The sequence below is a fragment of the Streptomyces sp. NPDC050658 genome, assembly GCF_044457025.1.
Classification (GTDB): Bacteria; Actinomycetota; Actinomycetes; order Streptomycetales; family Streptomycetaceae; genus Streptomyces.
Genome location: NZ_JBITGM010000001.1, coordinates 614949 through 637232 on the forward strand (window position 1 = coordinate 614949; position 22284 = coordinate 637232).

The window sequence follows — 22284 nt, forward strand, 5'->3', positions numbered from 1 at the left end:
GGGGTACGGTCCCGTACGACAACCGGCCGAACCGTCACCCCCAGGAGCCCCGCCCCATGACCACCGCTCCCACCCGACGCAGTGACCGGCGGATCAGTCCCGTGTTCCTGGGGATCGCCGCCGTCACCGCGGTGTCCGGCTGGGCCGCCTGGACCGGGTTCGCCGACAATCCGGGGCTCGCGGTCTTCCTCTTCGTGACCGCGGCCTGGATCGTCTCGCTCTGTCTGCACGAGTACGCGCATGCCCGCACCGCCCTGCACAGCGGCGACATCTCCATCGGCGCGAAGGGCTATCTGACCCTCAATCCGCTGAAGTACACGCACGCGCTGCTCAGCATCGTGCTCCCGGTGCTCTTCGTGATCATGGGCGGCATCGGCCTGCCCGGCGGCGCGGTCTTCATCGAGCGCGGCCGGATCAGGGGGAAGTGGAAGCACAGCCTGATCTCGGCGGCCGGTCCGCTGACGAACGTGGCCTTCGCCGTGGTGTGCACGGCGCCGTTCTGGCTGGACGCCCTGTCCGGCGTCCCGGACACCTTCCGGTACGCGCTCGCCTTCCTCGCCCTGCTCCAGGTGACGGCCGCGATCCTGAACTCTCTTCCCATCCCGGGCCTGGACGGCTACGGCGTGATCGAGCCGTGGCTCTCGTACAAGATCCGCCGTCAGGTGGAGCCGTTCGCGCCGTTCGGTCTGATCGCCGTCTTCGGCATCCTGTGGATCCCCGAGGTCAACGAGGTCTTCTTCGACGCCATCGACGCGATCCTGCGCGGGCTCGGCGTCACGGAGTGGGACACGTACTGGGGCCACGAGCTGTACCGCTTCTGGGACGGGACCCCGGACATCCCCGAGCTCGTCAGCTAGCCGCCGCGTCCCGCTGCAGCTTCGCGCGGCGCAGGTAGTACCACGCCATGTTCGACGACAGCCCGGCGAGCAGCACCCACACGATGCCGAGCCAGCTGCCCTGGACGAAGGAGACCACGGCCGCGACGACGGCGAGGGCGCAGACCGTGAGGGCGTAGAGAGCGAGGCGGGGCATGGGGGTCGGCTCCTGATCGAGGGAAAAGCGACAGATATTCCCTCCAGTGTCCCCCATGCCCTCGCGCGCCCTAGACGTCGGTGACCCGCAGCCCCGCGTGGGCCTTGTAGCGGCGGTTCACGGAGATCAGGTTGGCCACCAGGGACTCGACCTGGTGGGCGCCCCGCAGCCGGCCCGCGAAGACTCCGCGCATGCCGGGGATGCGTGCGGCGAGGGCCTGCACGACGTCCGTGTCGGCGCGGGCCTCGCCGAGCACCATCACGTCCGTGTCGATCTCCGCGACGTCCACGTCCTGGAGCAGGACGGCCGACAGATGGTGGAAGGCTGCGGTGACCCGCGAGTCCGGAAGCAGGGCGGCGGCCTGTTCGGCGGCGCTGCCCTCCTCGGGCTTCAGTGCGTAGGCACCCTTCTTGTCGAAGCCGAGCGGGTTCACGCAGTCGACGACGAGCTTGCCGGCCAGTTCCTCGCGCAGCGACTCCAGGGTCTTTCCGTGCCCCTCCCACGGCACGGCGACGATCACGATGTCGCTGCGCCGCGCGCACTCCGCGTTGTCGGCGCCCTCGACGCCGAGCCCCAGCTCGTCGGCCGCCGCCTGGGCCCGCTCGGCGGCGCGGGAGCCGATGATCACCTTCTGGCCGGCGCGGGCCAGGCGGTAGGCGAGGCCGCGGCCCTGGTCGCCGGTGCCGCCGAGGACGCCGACGACGAGTCCGGAGACGTCGGGCAGCTCCCACGGATCCTTGGCGGGAGCCTTCTGCACACTGTCGTTAGAGGTCATACGGCCGACCTTACTCACCGCACGCCTCAGGCCAGCGCCACTACCGGTATCCGCCGGAACGTGATCGTCTCGTACGCGCTGAAGTCGCCCGTCTCGTAGAGGAGTCCGACGGTGTCGTCGTCCACGCGCACGAGATCGGAGTACGCGGCAGGCAGCCCGTCCACGGTGTAGGCGTCCTGCCAGGTGGTGCCCCCGTCGCGGCTCCGGCGCACCGTCATCAGGGCACGGAAGCCGGGGTCGGCGGGCCCGGAGAACAGCAGCACGTCCGGCGTACGCAGCTGGAGCACGCTGCATTCGACGACGGGCCCGACGAGCCCGGCCTGCGGCCGGAAGGGCCTGACCAGGGTCTGGCCGCCGTCGCGGGAGTGGGCGTCGGCGCGGGTGCCGGGCGACGGCGAGTCGTTGCGGGTGTTGAAGTAGAGCCGCCCGTCGGGGAGTTCGGCCGCGGTGGTCTCGTTCACGTTCACATAGCCGTCGGTGTTGTCGTCGATGTAGCCGATGCGCCAGTTCCGGCCGAGGTCGTCGCTGAGCAGACAGTGCCCGCCGTTGTACCTGCCCTCGGTGCCGTTGTCGGTACCGGCGGGCGGCAGGGAGTGGTTGGCGGGGACGACGATCCGGCCGGCACTGGTCTGCAGGGCGTGCCCGGGGGTCGTGGCGTACCACCGCCAACTCGCCTTCTTCACCTGCGAGGTGATCTCCCGGGCGGCCGACCACGTCAGACCGTCGTCGTCGCTGTGCTGCACCCAGATCCGCCGCCCGTTCGCCGCGGAGACCTTGCCGCGCCGGATGGCGTCCTCGGTGGCCGCGGCGGCGTTGCGGACGTGGACGAGCAGGACGCGCCCGGTGGCGAGGACGACGGGGGCGGGATTGCCCGCGAGGTCGGCGCCGTTCTTGGCGGCGACCTGGAGCGGACCCCAGGTCCGGCCGCCGTCGGTCGACCTCTTCAGTACGACGTCGATGTTGCCGAAGTCCTCCTGCGAGCCCACCCGCCCCTCGCAGAAGGCCAGCAGGGTGCCGGAGTTCGTGCGCACGACGGCGGGGATCCGGAAGCTCGCGTAACCCTCACGACCCGCACGGAAGGGAACAGTTGTCTCATCAGCCATCCCGGGTCACTCCCCATCCCGGGCGAATTCCCGGTGAACTCCGCCTGACGAGTGGCTCGTTGGGGCAGGATGCGGCCCCATGGACGCCGTCAGGGTCGCGCTGCTGCGCGAAGTGCTCGCCGGGACCGAGTGGCCGAGCGCCACCCGCCGCTTCGCGGGGACGCTGCGCTCCTCCGTGGTGCCGCACGGCGGCGGACTGCTCCTCGTGGGCACGGAGGAGTACGAGCCGTGGCATCTGGCCGCGCATCTCGTCGACGAGGCCGCGTGGTCCGGGACGCCCGAACTGACGCCCACGTTGGTACGGCACCGGGTGCGGCCCGGCGATCCCGCGCATCTGTCGACCGGGCTCGGCCGGATCGAGGCGGCGCGGCGCGGCGAGACGCTGCTCGTGGTGGCGCCGGACGCGCCGGGGGCGGGGCTCCTGGAGCGGGTGCACGACGCGCGGGCGGCGGGCGCGACGGTGCTCGCCCTGGACTCCGGGGACCGCGAACTGCACTCCATGGCGCACGAGGCGCTGGCCGTCCCCGACACCCCCGATCTCGACCTCGACACGGTGCAGCATCTGGTGAGCGCGGCGAGCGGGGAGAACTCCCTGCCGGCGGCGCGGGGGCGGCGGCGGCTGCGGGACCGGCTTTCGCGGCTGGCCGATCAGCTGACGGCGCCGCCGCCGGCGCGGTGGTGAGGGGCTCGCGTCCAGGGCGCCGGAAATCGGTTGCCGAACCGGGGGTGCGGCGCTGAGCATGGCTCTTCGTGTCTCCGTCGCCCTCTTCCTCGCTCTCCTCGATACTGCCCGACCTGTCGCCCTGGCGGTCCACCCGTGACTTCCGGCTGCTCTGGGTGCAGGGTCTGGTCACCAACTTCGGCAGCTTCATGGCGCTGGTCGCGCTGCCGCTGCAGATCAAGGAGCTGACGGACTCCCCGCTCGCGGTCGGCGCGATGGGCGCGGTCGAGCTGGTGCCGCTGATCGTCTTCGGTCTGTACGGGGGTGCGCTGGCCGATGCCGTGGACCGCCGCAAGGTGATCCTGCTGACCGAGGCGGGGCTGGGCGTGCTGGCGGCCGTACTCCTGGTGAACGCGCTGCTCCCGGAGCCGATGCTGTGGCCGCTCTATGCGGTCGCGGCGGGCGTCTCGGCGCTCGCGGGCCTCCAGCGTCCGGCGCTGGACTCACTGATGGCGCGCATCGTGCCGCACGACCAGCTGACGGCCGCGGCGGCGCTCAACTCCCTGCGCTGGAACGTCGGCGCGATCGCGGGCCCGTCCCTGGCGGGCCTGGTCGTCGCGTACGCCGGGCACGCCTCCGCGTACGCGGTGACGGTTCTCGGCTTCGCCGCGTCCGTCGCCCTGTGCGTCCGCATCGCGCCCGCACCGGCCGCGCACGACGCGGAGAAGCCGTCGCTGAAGGGCCTCGCGGAGGGGGCGCGGTACGCGTGGTCGCGGCCGGTGCTGCTCGGGACGTACGCGATCGACATGGCGGCGATGTTCTTCGCCTTCCCGAACACGATCTTCCCGTTTCTCGCGGAGGATCTGGACGCGGAGTGGTCGCTCGGCCTGATGTACGCGGCGGGGGCGGTCGGCTCGCTGCTGCTCAGCCTGACCAGCGGATGGACGTCACGGGTGCGGCGGCACGGGCTGCTCGTGATCTTCGGGGCCGCCGGGTGGGGGCTCGCGATCACGGCCGCCGGGTGGTTCTCGAACGTATGGCTGGTCCTGGTCTGCCTGGCCCTCGCGGGCGCGGGCGACATGCTCAGCGGGCTCGGCCGCTCGACCATCTGGAACCAGACGATCCCGGACGAGCTGCGGGGCAGGCTCGCCGGCATCGAGGTCCTCTCCTACAGCGTCGGCCCGCAGCTCGGCCAGGTCCGCGCGGGGGCCGCCGCCGGCTGGACCGGCACGCGGACCGCCGTCTGGTCGGGCGGCCTGGCCTGTGTGGCCGCGGTCGGCGCGCTGACCGCGGCGCTCCCGAAGCTGGTGTCCTACGACGCGAGCACGGACGAGGACGCGGGGCGGCGGCGCAGGGCCGAACAGGAGGCCACCACGGCTCCGTAGCGGACGGCGGCTACCGCTCACCCCCGTCGGCCTGGTCATGCCACTTCGGGTCCGTGTCCCACTCCAGGTTCCGCTCCGCGGCGATCTCCATCGCGTGCTGCGCCTCTTCCCTGGAGGCATACGGACCGAAGCGGTCCTTGCCCGGGCAGTCGGGGCCCTCCTCGACCCGCTGATGCTCCAGGCAGTAGTACCACTCACCCGGTTTGCCGGCGGTCCGCTTCTTGAACAGCGCCATGGTCTGCTCCTCTCTCTCCCGCCATGCTGCCCCACGGCGCCTGGTTAGACTCGCTGGCATGTCTGGCCAGTCACTGCTCGTACCAGGGGAGCTCTCCCCCATCCGCCCCGTCCCGGGAAACATCAGGCGCCCGGAGTACGTGGGGAAACCCGCGCCCACCCCGTACACGGGGCCCGAGGTGCAGACCCCCGAGACCATCGAGCTGATGCGCACCGCGGGCCGCATCGCGGCCCGCGCGATGGCCGAGGCCGCCAAGCACATCGCCCCCGGCGTCACCACCGACGAGCTGGACCGCGTCGCGCACGAGTACATGTGCGACCACGGCGCCTACCCCTCCACCCTCGGCTACCGCGGCTTCCAGAAGTCGCTGTGCACCTCGGTCAACGAGGTCATCTGCCACGGCATCCCGGACTCCACCGTCCTCCGCGACGGCGACATCATCAACCTCGACGTGACGGCGTACATCGGCGGCGTGCACGGCGACAACAACGCGACCTACCTGGTCGGTGACGTCGACGAGGAGTCCACGCTCCTCGTGGAGCGGACCCGTGAGTCCCTCAACCGTGCGATCAAGGCGGTCAAGCCGGGCCGCCAGATCAACATCATCGGCCGTGTCATCGAGTCGTACGCCAAGCGCTTCGGCTACGGCGTGGTCCGTGACTTCACCGGGCACGGCATCAACACGTCCTTCCACTCCGGCCTGATCGTCCCGCACTACGACAGCCCGCACGCGACGACCGTGATCCAGCCCGGCATGACGTTCACCATCGAGCCGATGCTGACGCTGGGCACGTACGAGTACGACATGTGGGACGACGGGTGGACCGTCGTGACGAAGGACCGCAAGCGGACGGCGCAGTTCGAGCACACGCTGGTGGTGACGGAGAGCGGGGCGGAGATCCTTACGCTTCCCTGAGCCCTGAGTGGGTAGCGTTTTACCGACAGAACGTCGGGAACCAGTTGACTTAGGTAAGCCTAACCTGAATGATCGGGGTAGCGGTCGCACTGGTTCCCGCCTTTCTTCGGTTGTCTTCGGTTTCGGAGGTCTCTCATGGGTACGCCGTTGGATACGCCGTCCACGCCCTTCTCCACGGTGATCCGCACCGCCTCGCACGAGCAGCACACGGAGGCGGAGACCTCGACGTTCATGGGCGATCTGCTGGGCGGCAGGCTCGGCGTCGACGCGTACGCGCGCTACACCGAGCAGCTGTGGTTCGTGTACCGCGCCCTGGAGGACGGCGCGGACGCGCTCCGCGAGGACCCGGTCGCCGGACCGTTCATCCAGCCGGAGCTGCTGCGCGTGGCCGAGCTGGAGCGTGACCTCGCGCATCTGCGGGGCGCGGACTGGCGGGCGGGGCTGACCCCGCTGCCGGCGACGCGGGCGTACGCGGACCGGGTGGCCGAATGCGCGCGTACGTGGCCCGGCGGCTATGTGGCCCACCACTACACCCGCTACCTCGGCGACCTCTCCGGCGGCCAGATCATCCGCGGCAAGGCGGAACAGACGTGGGGATTCGCCCGCAAGGGCGACGGCGTCCGCTTCTACGTCTTCGAGGGGATCGCCAATCCCGCGGCGTTCAAGCGGGGCTACCGCGACCTGCTGGACGGCCTCGGGGAGGTCGTACGGGACGAACTGGAGCGACAGCGGATCGTGGACGAGTGCAAGCGCGCTTTCGCTCTGAACACGGCGGTGTTCAGCGAGCTGGGCGAGGAGTTCCCTCTCTCGGCTTAGCGACCGCTGCTTGTCGCTCCGCGGCGGATCTCTCTCCCACCCACCCGCCCGATTGCCCCGCAGCGGACCCCGTCCGCGCCTGCGTCGATTTCGACTGCGGCGCCGCGCCGGCCCGCCGCTTCACGGCGGATGTTTCCCGCCCACCCGCCCGATTACCGGCGATTGCCCGCCCGCCCCAGGCAGTACGTCCGGGGCAGGTGGGCTGATTCGGGGTGATCGGGCGGGTGGGTGGGTGGGGCGGAATCCGGCCCCAGCGCACGCGCTCAAGCCCGTCCGGCGTTTGAGGACGAGCTCGGCGGAGCCGGTGATGACGGCCACCACACCGCCGGAGGCGACACCTCAGCCCCGAGTCGGTGCCAGTCGTACCCTGCCGCCCACCTCGACGATCCCGCCAGGACCCGGCGCGGTGAGGATCTGCGAGCCCCGGCCCTGCCGGATGTTCAGCGCCCGGCCCAGCTCCGCGGTCAGCAGCAGCGCCGCCGCCCCCGTCGCCTCGTCCTCGTCGATGCCGTCCCCACGCCCGGGGAAGCCGCGAGCCCGTACCCGGCCCGCCGCCTCGTCCTCCCACGCCCAGGCGTAGATCCACTCCCCCGGCGGCAGAATCCCCAGCGCGTCGACCTCCGCGACACTCCCGTACCGCCGCGTCGTCTTGCCCGAGACCCACTCCGCCCGCCCGGCGATCCAGGTGAACTCCCCGTCCTGCCGGGCCTCCACCACCCCCGCCTCGGTGACGAGTTCGGGCACGTCCAGGAGCCACGACGTGCCCACGCACGGATGCCCGGCGAAGGGCAGCGGCGCACTGGGCGTGTAAATGTCGATGACCCCGCGCTCGGGGTCATCGACGAACACCGTCTCGCTGTAGCCGAGCTTCGCCGCCAACGCCTGCCGGTCCACCCGCTCGGGCAGCACCGCGCCATCGCGTACGACGCCCAGCTCATTGCCGTACCGCCCGTCGGGCCCACAGAAGACCCGTACGACGTCCAGGCTGTCCAAAGGTTCAGTCACCGCAGCATTCAAGCACCGCGACGACCGCTCCTCACAGGGAGATTCTCACAGGGAGGACCTGGCGACTCCCTTGCGCCGTGCCAGGAACACCGCGCCCGCGCCCGCCACGACAACCGCCCCGGCCGCCCCGATCAGCGCACCCGCCGGCGCGGACGAACCCGTGGAGGCCAGCGAACCCCCGGTCCCGCCGCCGACCGTGCCGCCACCGCCCAGTGAGGCCGAACCCCCGCCGGTGGAACCGGAGTCCGACGAACCGCCGCCGGTCGAACCGCCACCGCCGCCCGGCAGCTGCGCCCCGTCGGCGACCGACAGCGCCACCGTCACCGGGTCGATCGCGTCGCCCTCCTTGTACATGGAGCCGGTCGTCTCGTTCGCGAACTGCTCCGCGCCCGCCGCCGTGAACGCCGCCGGGATCTTGTCGAGGAGGACGACATCGTCCTTGGCCTTGTACGACGCCTTCGAGAGGTCCAGCGTCGCGAACTTCACGTCGTTGTTCGTGCCCTTGGGCGTGGTGACGTCCACCGTCAGCGTGCCCTTGGTGCCGTTCGCCGCGACCTTGATGTCACCGAACTTCATGTCGATGCCGTGCGCCTTGTACTGGAAGCGGACGGCGCCGCCGAAGGAGGCCGTCAGCTTCTTCGCGTCGCTGTCCACATCCCCCTTGGCGTACGGGAAGTCGTAGCCGTTGTCGTTCTTCTCGGCGCCGCCGGAGAGCGTCGCACCGCCGCCGGACTCGACGTAGCGGCGGAAGGACTCCTTCACGCCCCAGCCGAGCGTGCCGTCGTAGACCTTGCCGGCGGGCGCGTCGGAGGTGGAGGTCGGCTTCGGGGTCACGGTCGGCTTGTCCGTCGGGCTCGGGGTCGCGGTGGGCTTCTCGGTCGGCTTCGGGGACTCGGTGGGCTTGTCCGTCGGCTTCGGCGTCTGAGTCGGCTGCTGCGTCGGGGCGCCGCCCGCCTTCACCGTCAGCGTGGCCGGGTCGAGCTTGTCGCCTTCCTTGTACATGCCGTTGAACGCCTTGGCGCCGTCCGCCGTCAGCGTCGCCGGGATGTCCTTGAAGGTCATCGCGCCGCCCTCGCCCTGGCCCGGCTTGATGCCGGTCAGGTCCAGCTTGGCGAGGTCGATGTCGTTCTGGGCGGTGCCGTTGAGGCTGACGTCGGCCTGGATGGCGCCGCCCGTGCCCTCGGTGCGGACCTTCACGTCGGACATCTTGATGTCGAAGCCGTGCACCGTGGAGGAGAAGCGGACGGCACCCTTGAACGCGGTGTCGGTGGCGTGCGTCCCGGTGTCGTACGTACCCGTGCCGTCGGTGAAGGTGAACACCCCGTTGTCCGCTGCCTGCTTGGCGCCGTCCGTGGCCTCGATCTTGCCCATGGCGATGCCCGTGACGTACTTGCGGAAGGACTCCTTGAAGCCCCAGTCCAGCGTGCCGTCCTTCAGCTCCACCTGCGGCGCGGCGGCAGCGCCGCCGTCGGCGGCGAGCGCGGGCAGGGTGAGGGCGGTCGCGCCGAGCGTGACGGCGGTCGCGACGGCTGCGGCGAGAGATATGGGACGGCGGATGGCGGCCATGGTCGGTCTTCTCCTTTGAGAGACGAGTGAGGAAGTGAAAGGGGGCGGTGCGGGACCCGGACGGGGTCAGGAACCCGAGCCGGAGGCGGCGTCCGAGCCAGTGGCGTCCGAGCCGGCGGCATCCGAAGCGGCCTCCGTCGTCGCACGCTTCTTGCGTACGACACCGAACGCGACCGCCGCGGCGAGCAGCACCGCCACGCCCGCGCCCACACCGATCGGCAGGGCGGACGACGAGGAGTCGGAGGAGTCGGCGGCGTTCTCCGTCTTGGGCCCGGACTGGTCCTTCGACTCCGGCTGCGGTGTCGGGCTCGCGGACGACCCGAGGTCCGGCAGCGCGGGCAGTTCGGCACCGGCGTCGAGCGCGACGGCCAGCGAGAGCGGGTCCATCTCCGTGCCCGCCTTGTACATGCCGCCGAACGCCTCGGCACCGTCGGCGGTGAGCTTCGAGGGCACTTCGGTGAGGGAGACGAGCCCGCCCTTCGGCGCCAACTCCTCGGCGGCGAAGGTGACCAGCGGCGCCTTCTTCTCGACGGCCCCCTTGTCGCCCTTGCCGCCCTTGCCGCCCTTGCTGTCGACATCGGCGTACAACGTGCCCTTGCCGTCCTTCACCTCGACGGCGACCTTGCTCAGGGTGAGGTCGAGGCCGTGCGCGCCGGTGAAGCGGACGGCTCCGGCGAAGTCTGCGTCGAGGGTCTGCTTCTTCTTGTCGTACGACCCCTCCCCCTTGGGGAAGCGGAAGAGCGCACCGCCGTCCTGGGCCCCGGCGGACAGTTTCCACTCGCCCTTGGCGATGGATCCGGTGACGTACTCCCGGAAGGTCCTGCGCACGCCCCAGTCGACGGCGGCGTCCTCGATCCGGCCGGCCTTCGCCTTCTCGCCGGAAGGCTTCTTCGCGGACTTGTCGCCCGGCTCCTTCTTGCCCCCGGAGCCGCTGGAGCCGTCGGAGCCCGCGGACGCCGCCGCCAGATCCGTCGACAGGCTCACCCGGTCGAGTTCGGTCCCCGCCGTGTAGTACCCGGCGAAGGCCTTCGCGCCCTGTGAAGTGAGCGTCGCGGGAAGGTTGTTGAGGGCGATCGGGCCGGTGCCGCCCTTCATGTCGATGCCGGACATGCCGAGCGTCGCGAGCGGTACCTGGGCGCTCGTGGTGACCTTGCCGGTGCCCTTCGCCTTGCTGACCATGTCGGCGTAGAGCGTTCCGGAGCCGCCGGAGATCTTGACGGTGGGGCGGCTGATGGTCAGGTCCAGCTCGTACGACCCGCCCTTCTTGTGCCCCGTGAAGCGCACCCCGCCCAAGAACCCGGCGGTGAAGGCCCCGCTGTCCGGGTCGTACGACCCCTTCGCCGAATGGAAGCGGAACTGGCTGCCGCCGACCGTGGCGGCGCCGCCCTGCAAGGTCGACGTGCCCTGGGCGATGGGCCCGGTGACGTAACTCTGGAAGGAGGATTTGATGCCCCAGTCGAGCCGACCGCCCTGGACCGTACGGCTCTGGGCGTGCGCGGCGGTCATCGGAAGCAGCGCTCCGACGAGTGCGGTGAGCACCGCCACGGCTCCGGCGCGGGCGGCTGCCCGCGCCCGTCTCGACGACGACATGGTCCCCTCCAGGTCCTGTCTGTGTCCTGCTCATACCTAGCTAATGAGGTAAGGCTAACCTAAACTATGATCGCTTCAGCCGGAAGCCTCCTCTCCAGGACTCACCGGCCACAGCACCCCGGAGAAACCCCAGCAGGACCACAGCAAGACCCCAGCAGGACCACAGCAAGCCCCCCGGGAAGAGCCCAACTACACGACAGGACGGTGGAATTCGGTGCTGCGTATGCCGCGCTCACTCCGTATCGCCGGCGCGTGGACCGCCGTTCTCGCCCTCGCCCTCACCGGGTGCGGGTCATCGGACGACGGGGGCGGGCAGTCCCCGAAGGCGAAGGCCGCGGCGTCGGCGCCCGACCGGGTGGAGCCGCTGAAGTCCCGCCCCGAGCCGAAGCTGCCCGCGACGGTCACGTCCGCCGACGGCAAGAAGGTCACCGTCGAGGACACCAGCCGGATCGTGCCGCTCACCGGCAGCCTGAACGAGATCGTGTTCACGCTGGGCCTCGGCAAGAACGTCGTGGCCCGCGACATCACCGCGACCTTCGAACAGGCGAAGAAGCTGCCGGTGGTGACACGTGCGCATGACGTCTCGGCGGAGAGTGTGCTGTCGCTCAAGCCGACGGTCGTCCTCGCCGACACGTCCACCGGGCCGGCCGAGGCGATCGACCAGATCCGCGACGCGGGCATTCCACTGGTCGTGCTCGAACCGGCGAAGAGCCTGGAAGACGTGGGCCCGAGGATCGACGCGGTGGCCAAGGCGCTGGGCGTCGAGAAGGCGGGCGACGAGCTGAAGTCCCGTACACAGAAGCGGATTTCGGACGTACGGGCATCCATCCCGGCGGCCGACCGCAAGGAGAAGCCCCGCGTGGCCTTCCTCTATCTGCGCGGGTCGGCCTCCGTCTATCTGCTCGGCGGGCGCGACTCGGGGGCGGGCTCGCTCCTGGAGGCGGCGGGCGCGGTCGACGCGGGCAAGGCGTCGGGCCTGGAGAAGGACTTCACGGCGATCACCAGCGAGGCGCTGGCCAAGGCGGCGCCGGACGCGATCCTCGTGATGTCCAAGGGACTTGATTCGGTCGACGGGGTGGAGGGACTGCTCAAGGTCCCCGGCGTCGCCGAGACGCCGGCGGGGCTTGACCGCCGGATCGTCGCGATCGACGACGGGGTGCTCCTGAACTACGGGCCGCGGACCGACCAGGTCCTGAAGTCACTGGTGGACCAGTTGTACGGGGACGACAAGTGACCGTCACCACCAAGCCCGAGCCGATGGACGACAAGAAGGCCACGCCCGATGTGACCGATGCGCCCGATGCGCCCGACGCACCGCGCACCCGCCGCCGGAGCGCGACCGCCGCCCTCACCCTCTGCCTCGCCGCGGCCCTCGTCCTGCTCTGCCTCCTCTCGGCCGGCATCGGGGCCTACGACATCCCGCTCGGGGACGTGCTGAGCTCCGTCCAGCACCGGATCGGGCTCGGCGGGGCCGCGCTCGACCGGGTCGGCGAGAGCGTGCTGTGGAACGTGCGGCTGCCGCGCGTGACGCTCGCGCTGCTCGTCGGGGCCTCGCTGGGGTGTGCGGGAGCGCTCATGCAGGGCGTGTTCGGCAATCCGCTCGCCGAGCCCGGTGTCATCGGGATCTCGGCGGGCGCGGCGGTCGGTGCCGTGGCGTCGATCGCGCTGGGCCTGAGCTTCTTCGGGAACTGGACGGTGACGGTCTGCGCGTTCGTCGCCGGTCTCGCGACCGTCCTTCTCGTGTACGTCCTTTCCCGCAACGGCGGCCGTACGGAGGTCGTCACGCTGATCCTGACCGGCATCGCCGTGAACGCGTTCGCGGGGGCGCTGATCGGGCTCTGCATCTTCTTCGCGGACAACGCACAGGTCACGCAGATCACCTTCTGGCAGCTGGGCTCGCTCGCGCAGGCGACATGGCCGAAGGTGCTTGCCGTACTGCCGTGCGCGGTGGCGGGTCTGGCCGTGGCGCCGCTGTACGCACGGAAGTTGGACCTCCTGGCACTCGGCGAGCGGCCGGCCCGGCATCTGGGCGTCGACGTGGAGCGGCTGCGGCTGGTCCTGGTCCTCGTGGTGGCGCTCCTGACGGCCGCGGCCGTGGCCGTGGCCGGGATCATCACGTTCGTCGGGCTTCTCGTACCGCACCTGCTGCGGATGGCGGCGGGCCCGGGTCATCGGTTCCTGGTGCCGGGGAGCGCGCTGGGCGGGGCGGTGGTACTGGTGGGCGCGGACCTGGCGGCACGTACCGTCGCGGCACCGGCCGAACTGCCACTGGGGGTACTGACCGCCCTGTTCGGCAGCCCGTTCTTCTTCTGGCTGCTGCGCAGGACCCGTCGCAAGCAAGGGGGTTGGGCATGATCGACCGGATCGCCCACCGACTGTTCTCCTCCGGTGGTGGCGGGCGCGTCCTGCCGGAGCCGTTCCCTCCCGGCGAGGTGCTGGCGGAGGCGTCGGGCCTGCGGGTGCGGCTGAGCGGTCGAGAGGTGCTGTCGGGGGTGTCCCTTGCTGCACGGGCGGGCGAGGTACTGGCCCTCGTCGGCCCCAACGGGGCGGGAAAGTCCACTCTGTTGGCGGCACTGGCGGCGGATGTCCCGCCGGACGAGGGCACGGTGACGGTCTGCGGCCGCTCGGCGGCGTCGTGGCCCGCGCGTGAACTGGCCCTGCGACGGGCGGTGTTGCCCCAGGCGGCGGCTCTCTCCTTCCCCTTCCCCGTGGAGGACGTCGTCCGCATGGGCCGCGCGCCCTGGGCGGGAACGCCGCGGGAGGACGAGGACGACCGGGCGGTGCGGGACGCGATGACCGCGACAGAGGTGACGGAGTTCGCCGCCCGCCCGTTCTCCGCCCTGAGCGGCGGCGAGCGGGCCCGGGTGGCACTGGCGCGGGTCCTTGCGCAGGGCGCACCCCTGCTCCTCCTGGACGAGCCGACCGCGGCACTCGACCTGCGCCATCAGGAACTGGTCCTGCGCGTCTGCCGGGAGCGGGCGGCCGCGGGGGACGCGGTGGTGGTCGTACTGCACGATCTCGGCCTGGCGGGAGCGTACGCGGACCGGGTGGCGGTGCTGCGGGGCGGCGAGGTGGCGGAGGAGGGCCCCCCGTCCCAGATCTTCACGGCACGGCTACTGAGCGAGGTGTACCGCCAGCCGGTAGAGGTCTTCCCCCACCCGCGCACGGGGGCGCCTTTGGTTACGCCGGTGCGGTTGTAGGGGGGCGGGCCCCACTCCCCCTTGACCTCCGCTTTACCACTCCATGAAGCGCTCAAAACCCCACCGTGACCGCCCTGTGAGCACCTCCTCGAGTTGAGAGGTGAATCACGGAACGGCTGGGTATCGAGCAGGTAAGGCTCAGTTAAGTTAGGTCCGCCTCAGCGGCAGCCGGAATCGTCCGTGCCTCGTCCGTGAACCAACCGCGAACCAACCGCGAACCCGCCCGTGACCCGTCTTGGAGCCCCTATGCACCCCGCCCGCCTCTCTGTCGCCACCGCCGTAGCCGCAGCGGCAGCCCTCACCGCCATCACGGGCTGCACCGAGAAGAGCGACGCCAAGAGCGGCGGCGGGAACACCGTCGACGTCATCGCCACCGACGACAAGTGCGAGGTCTCCAAGACCAAGCTGACCTCGGGGCACGTCGAGCTGGCCATCGAGAACAAGGGCTCCAAGGTCACCGAGGTCTACCTCCTCTTCCCCGACGACCGCATCGTCAGCGAGCGCGAGAACATCGGCCCCGGCACCAAGCAGAGGCTCACCGCCGAGGTGAAGTCCGGCTCGTACCAGATCGCCTGCAAGCCCGGCATGAAGGGCGACGGCATCCGCCAGAAGGTCACGGTCACCGGCGGCAAGACCGTCAAGCGCGACCCCCGCCTCGACAAGGCCGTCGCCGACTACCGCGCCTACGCGCAGCAGCAGGCCGACGAGACCATCCCCAAGGTGAAGCTCTTCACCGACGCCGTCCGCGAGGGCGACATCGACGCCGCGAAGAAGGCGTACGCCAACTCCCGTATCGGCTGGGAGCGCACCGAGCCCGTCGCCGAGTCGTTCGGCGACATCGACCCGAAGGTCGACCTCCGCGAGGACGGTCTGGAGGAGGGCCAGGACGTGGAGAAGAACTGGACGGGCTGGCACCGTCTGGAGCGTTCCCTGTGGCAGGACAAGAAGATCACCGAGCGGGACAAGGAGCTTGCCACTCGGCTCGACAAGGATCTCAAGGACTGGCAGAAGCGGGTCGGCAAGGCGGAGATCACTCCCACTTCCATGGCCAACGGTGCCAAGGAGCTCCTCGACGAGGTCGCCACCGGCAAGGTCACCGGCGAGGAGGAGCGCTACTCGCACACCGACCTCGTCGACTTCAAGGCGAACGTCGAGGGCGCGGAGAAGGCGTACGGGCTACTGAAGGCCGTCGCCTCGGAGAACGACCCGGCACTCACCAAGGAGCTGGACAAGCAGTTCGCCGCCCTGGACAAGCTCCTCGGCAAGTACCGCACGGGCGGCGGCAAGGACTCGTACACGTTCACGTCGTACGAAAAGCTCGACAAGGCGGACACCAAGGAACTGTCGGACGGCGTCAACGCGCTCGCGGAGCCGCTGTCGAAGCTCGCCGCCGCCGTCGTGGGCAAGAACAAGTAGCGGCAGGGGGGATCAGGAACGATGACCGAGACCACGAGCGACCCCGGCGGCGTGACGCTGCCGGACGACGACGAGGGCACCGGCGACTCCGGTTCCCCCTCCCGCCGTTCACTCCTCGGCTGGGGCGGTGCGGGCCTCGCGCTCGGCGCCGCCGTCACGGGCGGTGCGGTGGCGATGGCGCGCTCCGGGGACGAGACCGTGCCCGCCGCGACCGTGGGCGGCGCGGTCGCCTTCCACGGCAGGCACCAGGCCGGCATCGCGACCGCCGTACAGGACCGGCTGCACTTCGCGGCGTTCGACGTGAAGACGGCGGACCGCGAGCAGTTCGTGCAGCTGCTCAAGGACTGGACGAAGGCCGCCGCGCGGATGACGGCGGGGCACGAGGTGGGCGAGGGTGCCGTCGGCGGTCTCGCCGAGGCGCCGCCGGACGACACCGGTGAGGCGCTGGGCCTCAAGCCGTCCCGGCTCACCCTCACCATCGGCTTCGGGCCGGGCCTCTTCGAGAAGTTCGGCCTCGCCGAGCGGCGGCCCGACGCGCTGGTCGACCTGCCCAAGTTCCCCGGCGACAACCTGGACAAGTCCCGTGGCGGCGGCGACCTCTGCGTACAGGCCTGCGCTGACGACCCGCAGGTCGCCGTGCACGCCATCCGCAACCTCGCCCGCATCGGCTTCGGCAAGGTCGCGGTGCGCTGGTCGCAGCTCGGCTTCGGGAAGACGTCGTCGACCACGCCGGGGGCGCAGACGCCGCGCAATCTGTTCGGGTTCAAGGACGGTACGCGGAACATCGCAGGGGACGACGCGAAAGCCCTCGCCGAGCATGTGTGGGTCGGGGAGAAGGACGGGCCCGGCTGGATGGCCGGCGGTTCGTATCTCGTCGCGCGGCGCATCCGGATGAACGTCGAGACCTGGGACCGGACTCCGCTCGGCGAGCAGGAGGACATCTTCGGGCGCGACAAGGGCGAGGGCGCGCCGGTCGGGAAGGCGAAGGAGCACGACGAGCCGTTCCTGAAGGCGATGAAGCCGGAGGCGCACGTCCGGCTCGCGCACCCGGACAGCAACGACGGCGCGACGATCCTGCGCCGCGGCTACTCCTTCACGGACGGCACCGACGGCCTGGGCCGCCTGGACGCGGGGCTCTTCTTCCTCGCGTACCAGCGTGACGTGCGCACGGGGTTCATCCCGGTGCAGCGCAGCCTGGCGCGCGCCGACGTCCTCAACGAGTACATCCAGCACGTGGGTTCCGCGGTCTTCGCGATCCCGCCGGGCGTCCGCGACAAGGACGACTGGTGGGGCCGGGCGCTGTTCAGCTGAGGGGAACGGACTGAGTTCATGTTCGGCAACTATCTGATCGGCCTGCGCGAAGGCCTCGAGGCCAGCCTGGTCGTCTGCATTCTCATCGCGTATCTGGTGAAGACGGAGCGGCGCGACGCGCTGCGCCCGATCTGGATCGGCATCGGCGTCGCCTGCGCGATCGCGCTCGGCTTCGGCTGCGCGCTGACGTTCGGTTCGCAGGAGCTGACCTTCAAGGCGCAGGAGGCGCTGGGCGGTTCGCTGTCGATCGTCGCCGTGGGGCTTGTGACATGGATGGTCTTCTGGATGCGGCGTACGGCCCGTCATCTCAAGGCCGAGCTGCATGGCAAGCTGGACGCGGCCCTGCAGATGGGCACGGGCGCGCTGGTCGCCACGGCGTTCCTGGCCGTGGGCCGGGAGGGTCTGGAGACGGCGCTGTTCGTGTGGGCGTCGGTGCGGGCCTCCAACGACGGTACGCACGGCCCGCTGATCGGCGTGCTGCTCGGCCTGCTCACGGCGATCGTGCTGGGCTTCCTGTTCTACAAGGGCGCGGTCCGCATCAACCTGGCGAAGTTCTTCACCTGGACCGGCGGCATGCTGGTGGTCGTGGCGGCGGGTGTTCTGGCGTACGGCGTGCATGACTTGCAGGAGGCGGAGTTCCTCGGCGGGCTGCAGGACAAGGCGTTCGACATCAGTGCGACGATCCCGCCGGACAGCTGGTACGGCACGCTCCTGAAGGGCGTCTTCAACTTCCAGCCCGACCCGACGGTCGTCCAGGTCACGGTGTGGCTGCTGTACCTGATCCCGACACTCGCGTTCTTCTTCGCCCCCACGAGGTCCACCCGCCGCGAGACCCCGGCACAGGAGAAGGCAACAGTTCCGGAACAGGGCTGAGCGACCGGCTCGGTCTCGATTCCCCGCACCTATGATCGGTCACTGATCATCGAGAACACGGGGAGAATTTCTTGAGAACTACCGCTATCCGTAAGCCACTTGTCGGTCTGCTGGGCGCCGCGCTGCTTGCTGTCGGCGGCTCGCTGGCCACGGCTCCCACCGCCGCGGCCGTCGGCGGCTCCGCCTGCACGGTGAACATCAAGAACAAGGTCGTCCAGGTCGGCTTCAACGGCGCCAACATACGCAACGGTCCCGGCGTCAAGTACAAGAAGAAGGGCTACGTGCCTCCGCGCGGCAGCTTCTACGCCGTCTGCTACACCACCAACAAGCACGGCAACGTCTGGATGTACGGCACCCCGACCGGCACCACCTACAACGGCTGGTTCCACTACCTGTAGGACCTCCGGCGGCCCCGGCCGCCCAGAGGTCTGACCGCCTGCTGACGCCCTTCCCGGCCCCGGTAGGGTTCGGGGCCGGGAAGGGCGTAGGTGGAGGGACCCATGAGTAAGGTGCGCAGACTTCGCAGGCTCGGCCGGCCGGTTTCGGCGGCGGCAGCGGTGACCGCCCTGTCGATGACCGCGAGCGGGTGCGTGACGGTGCACGGCGAGCGGGAAGTCGTTCCCACGGCGACGAAGGCCGAGGCGGAGCGCGCCCTGAAGGACTTCCTCGTCGCGTACAACAAGGCGGAGAAGGCGTACGACCCCGCTCTGGACGCGGCGCGGGTCACGGGGCCGCTGAGTGCCATCAATCAGGCGGGCCTGAAGTCGAAGGGCGCGCAGAATCCCGGCGGCAATCCGAATCAAGTGCCGCTGGAGCTGACGGACGCGAAGTTCTCGATCCCGAAGAAGGCCGGCTGGCCCCGGTGGTTCGTCGCGGACACGAAGTCCAACCGGCGGGGCGACCTGCGCTGGGTGCTGGTCTTCACCAAGGGCGGCAAGGACCAGCTGTGGGAGGCGTCGTACCTGAACCTGGTGGCGCCCGCGAAGATGCCCGAGCTGAAGAAGGACAAGGACGGCTGGGCCGAGCCGGTCGAGGTGAACTCCGCCGATCTGGCTGTGGCGCCGGGGAAGCTCGGCAAGGAGTACACGGAGTATCTGAAGTCGGGCGGCGACACGTTCGCGCCGGGCGACCACACGTCGACGTGGAAGGCGTTCCGCGACAAGAACACCAAGCGCAGGGGCATCGCCGTCCAGTACATCGACGAGCCGCAGAACGAGGGCACGTTCGCGCCCGTGGGTCTGCGCACCGCGGACGGCGGGGCGATGGTGTTCTTCTCGACGCACCACTACGAGAAGCAGACCGCCGCGAAGGGCGTCAGCCTCACCGTCGACGCGGACGTGAAGCCGCTCCTGAAGGGCGACGTAAAGCAGTCGGTGACCCTGGAGCGGGTCTCGAACCAGGTGGTGGTGGACCCGAAGGGCTCGGGCCAGGTCAGCTTCCTGAGCCGGATCCAGGGGCTGACGGGAGCACAGGGCGAGTAGGCCCCCAGCCCGCTTCGGGCTGAGCAGACCCGCAGGCCCTGCCTCAGCCCCGCATCGGCCAAGCCGCGACATCCCTGGGCGACCCGGCGACCCGAGCGCACTCGTCCGTCAGCGTCTCCAGCAGCGTCAGCGGCTCCGGCAGGGCGAACTCCGGGCCCCGGATCCAGCGGACCTCGAGATCCCCGGGCAGCCGGGCCGGCGGCACCAGGACGTACGACCCCCGGCAGTGCCAGCGCAGTCCGGGGTGCTCGTCCATCGTCTCGGGGTGGCAGTCGAGCTCGCAGGGCCACCACTCGTCCTCGTCCTCCGGCGTGCCCCGCGTCAGCGTGAAGAAGAGCATCCGCCCCTCGTCGAGGACTCCCTCGGACTCGGCGACGGGCCCCACCTCGACCCCGTCCGCAAGGAGCCGCTCCAGCGCCGCGCGCCCCGCGTCCAGCGGCACGTCAAGCACGTCGTGCACCATCCCCGTGGCGGTGATGAAGTTGGCCTGCGGCTGGTGCCGGGCCCATCGCTCGATCTGCGCGCGGTCGGTGGTGGCCTGCGTCTGCCAGGCGAAGGAGAGCGGGTGCCGCGCGGGCGTGGGACACCCGATGCGGTCGCAGGAACATCGGTACGCGGAAGGGTGCGCGGCCGGTGAGAGCGGCAGCCCCGCGGCGGCCGCGGCGAGCAGCAGCTCCTCGCGCCCCGCGTCGTCGCCCGTCGCGTCCTGTGGACGGGGGCGTCGGCGAAGCCACTGGGAAATCCTGCTCTGCCCGCCGGAACGGCGATCGAACTCCGCGCCCATCTATCCCCTCACCTCACACTTGTGCCGAGAAGCATCTCCCATGGTCGCACCATCCTGCGCCTCGGGGGGCCAGAGCCCACATCCGGGGTAGCGGGGGTGATGCCAGCCGCTGGGTGACATCGCGCGTCATTACGTACTAACTGGGGATATGCCCCCCTACCGTATTCGCCATGGTCACCAGGACTGTGCTCAGCGGCCTCGCCGGGTTCACCAGCCTCACCACGCTGGCCCTTTCGGCACCCGGCGGCCCGGTCGCCCCGATCGAATGGGGCGGCGGCCCCCTGACCGTCGAGGCGCTCCCCCGCGTCGTCTACACCGCCCATCGCGGCGGCGCCCTGGAGGTCCCCGAGAACAGCATGTCCGGCCTGGTGGCCGCGTACGAGCGCGGCACGGCCCAGGTCATCGACGTCGACACCCGGATGCTGCGCGACGGCACGCTCGTCGCGATGCACGACGAGACCCTGGACCGTACGACGACGTCCACGGGGCCGGTGCGCGCGCTGACCCTGCGGGAGTGGAAGAACGTCCGGCTGCGGCCGGGCGTGACGCTGCCCGGCAACTGGCGTCCCGAGCGGCCGCCGACGGTGGCGGAGGTCCTGGACCGCTTCGGCGGGCGGATCGTGCTGATGCTGGAGGCGAAGGACCCGCGGGGTCTGCGCGCGCTCGGCTCGATGATCCGCGCCCGGGGTCTGACCCGGTCGGTGTTCGTGAACTCCAACGATCCGGCCGTCGCCGTGCGGGCGCACCGGATGGGCCTGCTGGCCCAGCTGTGGCGTTCCAGCACGCAGATGCGGGACGACAAGCCGGAGCGCTGGGCGCGGTTCGTGGACGTACTGGACGTGGACCACAAGGCGCGGGACAGCGATCTCGTGCGGGCGGTCAACTCCGGCATCCCACGGGTGTGGGCGCACACGGTGACCACTCCGAAGCAGCGTGACCGGGTGCTGCGGCTCGGCTGCAACGGCGTGATCACGGACCGGCCCGGGCTGCTCGCGCGGACGCCGGTGAAAGGCGTGAAGGGCGTGAAGGGCGTGAAGGGCGTGAAGAATGGGGGCACCGCGGCGCTGCGGTCCCGGTGGCCGGTCAACCGGACCTGAGCGAAGGGGCGGTCAGCGCGGGGAGATGCCGTACAGGGCGTACTCGACGAGCTTGTCGCCGTACTCGTGGGTGAGCGGGCCCGTGCGCTGCAGCCAGCGCTGGGCGAGCGGGCCCGACCACAGCTCGAGGGCGATGCGGGGGTCGACTCCGGGGGCGACCTGGCCCGCTTCCTTGGCGCGCTCCAGGCGGTTCACGAAGAGCTGGAGCGAGGGTTCGAGGAGCTTCTCCACGTACTCGGCGCCGAGCTCCGGGTTGATCATCCCCTCGGCGGCGAGCGCCCGCCAGGGCGCGTCGTACTTGGGGTTCTTGAACTCGTCGATGGTGGCCCGCACGACGTACTTGAGGTCGGCCTCCAGGTCTCCGGAGTCCGGGATCTCGTGCTGGGGCTCGACACCCGCCTCGTTGCTCACCGCCTCGTTCGCCTGCTCGCCGAGGTCGAGGAAGGCGTCGAGCAGGACGGCACCCTTGGACGGCCACCAGCGGTAGATCGTCTGCTTGCCGACGCCCGCGCGGGCGGCGATCGCCTCGATGGTGACCTTGCCGTAGCCGACCTCGGTGACGAGTTCGAGGGCGGCGTCGTAGATCGCGCGGCGCGAACGCTCGCTGCGGCGCGTGGGGTCAGGGGCGGATTTCGTGGCCATGGCCCGAATGTAGCAGCGAACGAGGCGAGACGTACCGTCTCTCGAACCCTTGACAAGACGCTCCGTCTCGTTCAAAGTAGTCAATGAAACGAGACGAGACGTCTCGTCTAACCAGGTCACATCGACCCACCACGGAGGTACGCACATGTCGCGAGGTGCGGCAGGAAACATGCTCGGCGTCGGCGGTACGCGCTCCAAGCTCTCCCGCAAGACGCTGCGCGGCGCGGGCCGCGGCGGACAGATCGGCGGCGGGCTCAGCCCGCAGGCGCAGAAGCGTGAGCTGCTGCGCAAACTCCAGGAAGGCCGCTCGGCGCACGACGAGTGATGACAACCACCCGTTCAGATCACAGCGCGAGGGCTCCGCACACCGCACCATGGTCAGCAACTGCCCCACAG

At 70.5% G+C, this 22284-nt stretch carries 24 protein-coding genes; 15 read left to right on the plus strand and 9 right to left on the minus strand.

The features are described 5' to 3' along the window. The first annotated feature begins 56 nt into the window (after positions 1-56). Complete coding sequence (locus tag ACIBKX_RS02850) at positions 57-857, plus strand: site-2 protease family protein (RefSeq protein WP_363270758.1); 801 nt, start codon at positions 57-59, stop codon at positions 855-857. On the opposite strand, the gene ACIBKX_RS02855 is transcribed toward ACIBKX_RS02850, so the two are convergent. The 3 genes from ACIBKX_RS02855 to ACIBKX_RS02865 all read right to left on the minus strand — a co-directional run bounded on the left by ACIBKX_RS02855 (position 850) and on the right by ACIBKX_RS02865 (position 2910). Further along, on the minus strand, positions 850-1032 hold the full coding sequence (locus ACIBKX_RS02855) for a hypothetical protein (protein ID WP_399375614.1): 183 nt from the start codon (positions 1030-1032) through the stop codon (positions 850-852). The genes ACIBKX_RS02850 and ACIBKX_RS02855 overlap by 8 nt on opposite strands. Before the next feature lie 70 nt (positions 1033-1102). Beyond that, a complete protein-coding gene (npdG, locus tag ACIBKX_RS02860) occupies positions 1103-1807 on the minus strand; it encodes an NADPH-dependent F420 reductase (protein ID WP_363270756.1) in 705 nt (234 codons plus the stop codon). A gap of 26 nt (positions 1808-1833) precedes the next feature. After that, entirely contained in the window at positions 1834-2910 is a 1077-nt protein-coding gene (locus ACIBKX_RS02865) for a sialidase family protein (RefSeq protein ID WP_363270755.1), read from the minus strand. Between the two features lie 79 nt (positions 2911-2989). Here ACIBKX_RS02865 and ACIBKX_RS02870 point away from each other — a divergent pair, with 79 nt between their 5' ends. Both ACIBKX_RS02870 and ACIBKX_RS02875 read left to right on the plus strand, forming a co-directional pair. Next, entirely contained in the window at positions 2990-3592 is a 603-nt protein-coding gene (locus ACIBKX_RS02870; RefSeq protein ID WP_363270754.1) for a hypothetical protein, read from the plus strand. 68 nt (positions 3593-3660) lie between these two features. After that, on the plus strand, positions 3661-4956 hold the full coding sequence (locus ACIBKX_RS02875) for an MFS transporter (RefSeq protein WP_363270753.1): 1296 nt from the start codon (positions 3661-3663) through the stop codon (positions 4954-4956). A gap of 10 nt (positions 4957-4966) precedes the next feature. Here ACIBKX_RS02875 and ACIBKX_RS02880 read toward each other — a convergent pair whose 3' ends face one another. Next, entirely contained in the window at positions 4967-5191 is a 225-nt protein-coding gene (locus tag ACIBKX_RS02880; RefSeq protein ID WP_363270752.1) for a hypothetical protein, read from the minus strand. A gap of 58 nt (positions 5192-5249) precedes the next feature. Between ACIBKX_RS02880 and map the strand changes: the two genes are divergently transcribed. Continuing rightward, the gene (map, locus tag ACIBKX_RS02885; protein WP_363270751.1) at positions 5250-6107 is read left to right on the plus strand and encodes a type I methionyl aminopeptidase; all 858 of its coding nucleotides are present in this window, start codon (positions 5250-5252) and stop codon (positions 6105-6107) included. Between the two features lie 135 nt (positions 6108-6242). Beyond that, positions 6243-6923 (plus strand): biliverdin-producing heme oxygenase, encoded by a 681-nt coding sequence (locus ACIBKX_RS02890; RefSeq protein WP_363270750.1) that lies wholly within the window; start codon positions 6243-6245, stop codon positions 6921-6923. A 339-nt stretch (positions 6924-7262) separates the two neighbouring features. Here the strand turns inward: ACIBKX_RS02890 and ACIBKX_RS02895 are convergent, their stop codons facing one another. The 3 genes from ACIBKX_RS02895 to ACIBKX_RS02905 all read right to left on the minus strand — a co-directional run bounded on the left by ACIBKX_RS02895 (position 7263) and on the right by ACIBKX_RS02905 (position 11084). Further along, positions 7263-7928 carry a PhzF family phenazine biosynthesis protein gene (locus ACIBKX_RS02895; protein WP_399375615.1) on the minus strand — a complete coding sequence of 222 codons (666 nt, stop codon included), beginning with the start codon at positions 7926-7928 and terminating at the stop codon, positions 7263-7265. A gap of 45 nt (positions 7929-7973) precedes the next feature. Further along, positions 7974-9494, minus strand: coding sequence for an HtaA domain-containing protein (locus ACIBKX_RS02900; protein WP_363270749.1), 1521 nt, complete (start codon positions 9492-9494; stop codon positions 7974-7976). Between the two features lie 66 nt (positions 9495-9560). After that, positions 9561-11084 (minus strand): HtaA domain-containing protein, encoded by a 1524-nt coding sequence (locus tag ACIBKX_RS02905; RefSeq protein WP_363270748.1) that lies wholly within the window; start codon positions 11082-11084, stop codon positions 9561-9563. A gap of 223 nt (positions 11085-11307) precedes the next feature. On the opposite strand from ACIBKX_RS02905, the gene ACIBKX_RS02910 reads away from it, so the two are divergent. The 8 genes from ACIBKX_RS02910 to ACIBKX_RS02945 all read left to right on the plus strand — a co-directional run bounded on the left by ACIBKX_RS02910 (position 11308) and on the right by ACIBKX_RS02945 (position 19365). Then, the gene (locus tag ACIBKX_RS02910; protein WP_363270747.1) at positions 11308-12318 is read left to right on the plus strand and encodes an ABC transporter substrate-binding protein; all 1011 of its coding nucleotides are present in this window, start codon (positions 11308-11310) and stop codon (positions 12316-12318) included. Positions 12319-12341: 23 nt separating this feature from the next. After that, positions 12342-13439 carry an iron ABC transporter permease gene (locus tag ACIBKX_RS02915; RefSeq protein WP_363270851.1) on the plus strand — a complete coding sequence of 366 codons (1098 nt, stop codon included), beginning with the start codon at positions 12342-12344 and terminating at the stop codon, positions 13437-13439. After that, complete coding sequence (locus tag ACIBKX_RS02920; RefSeq protein ID WP_363270746.1) at positions 13436-14284, plus strand: heme ABC transporter ATP-binding protein; 849 nt, start codon at positions 13436-13438, stop codon at positions 14282-14284. The genes ACIBKX_RS02915 and ACIBKX_RS02920 overlap by 4 nt, the downstream gene beginning before the upstream one ends. A 246-nt stretch (positions 14285-14530) precedes the next feature. Further along, entirely contained in the window at positions 14531-15700 is a 1170-nt protein-coding gene (efeO, locus tag ACIBKX_RS02925) for an iron uptake system protein EfeO (RefSeq protein WP_363270745.1), read from the plus strand. A 21-nt stretch (positions 15701-15721) separates the two neighbouring features. Continuing rightward, on the plus strand, positions 15722-17011 hold the full coding sequence (gene efeB, locus ACIBKX_RS02930) for an iron uptake transporter deferrochelatase/peroxidase subunit (protein WP_363270744.1): 1290 nt from the start codon (positions 15722-15724) through the stop codon (positions 17009-17011). Between the two features lie 18 nt (positions 17012-17029). Next, a complete protein-coding gene (gene efeU / locus ACIBKX_RS02935; protein WP_363270743.1) occupies positions 17030-17884 on the plus strand; it encodes an iron uptake transporter permease EfeU in 855 nt (284 codons plus the stop codon). Positions 17885-17955: 71 nt separating this feature from the next. Further along, entirely contained in the window at positions 17956-18282 is a 327-nt protein-coding gene (locus tag ACIBKX_RS02940) for a hypothetical protein (protein WP_363270742.1), read from the plus strand. Positions 18283-18384: 102 nt separating this feature from the next. Next, a complete protein-coding gene (locus tag ACIBKX_RS02945) occupies positions 18385-19365 on the plus strand; it encodes a hypothetical protein (protein ID WP_363270741.1) in 981 nt (326 codons plus the stop codon). A gap of 43 nt (positions 19366-19408) precedes the next feature. Here ACIBKX_RS02945 and ACIBKX_RS02950 read toward each other — a convergent pair whose 3' ends face one another. Continuing rightward, positions 19409-20149 (minus strand): bifunctional DNA primase/polymerase, encoded by a 741-nt coding sequence (locus tag ACIBKX_RS02950; protein ID WP_363270740.1) that lies wholly within the window; start codon positions 20147-20149, stop codon positions 19409-19411. 170 nt (positions 20150-20319) lie between these two features. Here ACIBKX_RS02950 and ACIBKX_RS02955 point away from each other — a divergent pair, with 170 nt between their 5' ends. Next, a complete protein-coding gene (locus tag ACIBKX_RS02955; RefSeq protein ID WP_363270739.1) occupies positions 20320-21246 on the plus strand; it encodes a glycerophosphodiester phosphodiesterase in 927 nt (308 codons plus the stop codon). Between the two features lie 12 nt (positions 21247-21258). On the opposite strand, the gene ACIBKX_RS02960 is transcribed toward ACIBKX_RS02955, so the two are convergent. Then, positions 21259-21888 (minus strand): TetR/AcrR family transcriptional regulator, encoded by a 630-nt coding sequence (locus ACIBKX_RS02960; protein ID WP_363270738.1) that lies wholly within the window; start codon positions 21886-21888, stop codon positions 21259-21261. A gap of 145 nt (positions 21889-22033) precedes the next feature. On the opposite strand from ACIBKX_RS02960, the gene ACIBKX_RS02965 reads away from it, so the two are divergent. Beyond that, positions 22034-22213: a DUF6243 family protein gene (locus ACIBKX_RS02965; protein ID WP_363270737.1), complete on the plus strand. Its 180-nt coding sequence runs from the start codon at positions 22034-22036 to the stop codon at positions 22211-22213. The last annotated feature ends 71 nt before the right edge of the window (positions 22214-22284 follow it).

Bases quoted from the DNA above. Each gene is read 5' to 3' on its own strand.
- ACIBKX_RS02850 (WP_363270758.1), top strand. From the start codon at position 57: ATGACCACCGCTCCCACCCGACGCAGTGACCGGCGGATCAGTCCCGTG.
- ACIBKX_RS02855 (WP_399375614.1), bottom strand. From the start codon at position 1,032: ATGCCCCGCCTCGCTCTCTACGCCCTCACGGTCTGCGCCCTCGCCGTC.
- npdG (WP_363270756.1), bottom strand. From the start codon at position 1,807: ATGACCTCTAACGACAGTGTGCAGAAGGCTCCCGCCAAGGATCCGTGG.
- ACIBKX_RS02865 (WP_363270755.1), bottom strand. From the start codon at position 2,910: ATGGCTGATGAGACAACTGTTCCCTTCCGTGCGGGTCGTGAGGGTTAC.
- ACIBKX_RS02870 (WP_363270754.1), top strand. From the start codon at position 2,990: ATGGACGCCGTCAGGGTCGCGCTGCTGCGCGAAGTGCTCGCCGGGACC.
- ACIBKX_RS02880 (WP_363270752.1), bottom strand. From the start codon at position 5,191: ATGGCGCTGTTCAAGAAGCGGACCGCCGGCAAACCGGGTGAGTGGTAC.
- map (WP_363270751.1), top strand. From the start codon at position 5,250: ATGTCTGGCCAGTCACTGCTCGTACCAGGGGAGCTCTCCCCCATCCGC.
- ACIBKX_RS02890 (WP_363270750.1), top strand. From the start codon at position 6,243: ATGGGTACGCCGTTGGATACGCCGTCCACGCCCTTCTCCACGGTGATC.
- ACIBKX_RS02900 (WP_363270749.1), bottom strand. From the start codon at position 9,494: ATGGCCGCCATCCGCCGTCCCATATCTCTCGCCGCAGCCGTCGCGACC.
- ACIBKX_RS02905 (WP_363270748.1), bottom strand. From the start codon at position 11,084: ATGTCGTCGTCGAGACGGGCGCGGGCAGCCGCCCGCGCCGGAGCCGTG.
- ACIBKX_RS02910 (WP_363270747.1), top strand. From the start codon at position 11,308: ATGCCGCGCTCACTCCGTATCGCCGGCGCGTGGACCGCCGTTCTCGCC.
- ACIBKX_RS02915 (WP_363270851.1), top strand. From the start codon at position 12,342: ATGGACGACAAGAAGGCCACGCCCGATGTGACCGATGCGCCCGATGCG.
- ACIBKX_RS02920 (WP_363270746.1), top strand. From the start codon at position 13,436: ATGATCGACCGGATCGCCCACCGACTGTTCTCCTCCGGTGGTGGCGGG.
- efeO (WP_363270745.1), top strand. From the start codon at position 14,531: ATGCACCCCGCCCGCCTCTCTGTCGCCACCGCCGTAGCCGCAGCGGCA.
- efeB (WP_363270744.1), top strand. From the start codon at position 15,722: ATGACCGAGACCACGAGCGACCCCGGCGGCGTGACGCTGCCGGACGAC.
- efeU (WP_363270743.1), top strand. From the start codon at position 17,030: ATGTTCGGCAACTATCTGATCGGCCTGCGCGAAGGCCTCGAGGCCAGC.
- ACIBKX_RS02945 (WP_363270741.1), top strand. From the start codon at position 18,385: ATGAGTAAGGTGCGCAGACTTCGCAGGCTCGGCCGGCCGGTTTCGGCG.
- ACIBKX_RS02950 (WP_363270740.1), bottom strand. From the start codon at position 20,149: ATGGGCGCGGAGTTCGATCGCCGTTCCGGCGGGCAGAGCAGGATTTCC.
- ACIBKX_RS02955 (WP_363270739.1), top strand. From the start codon at position 20,320: ATGGTCACCAGGACTGTGCTCAGCGGCCTCGCCGGGTTCACCAGCCTC.
- ACIBKX_RS02960 (WP_363270738.1), bottom strand. From the start codon at position 21,888: ATGGCCACGAAATCCGCCCCTGACCCCACGCGCCGCAGCGAGCGTTCG.
- ACIBKX_RS02965 (WP_363270737.1), top strand. From the start codon at position 22,034: ATGTCGCGAGGTGCGGCAGGAAACATGCTCGGCGTCGGCGGTACGCGC.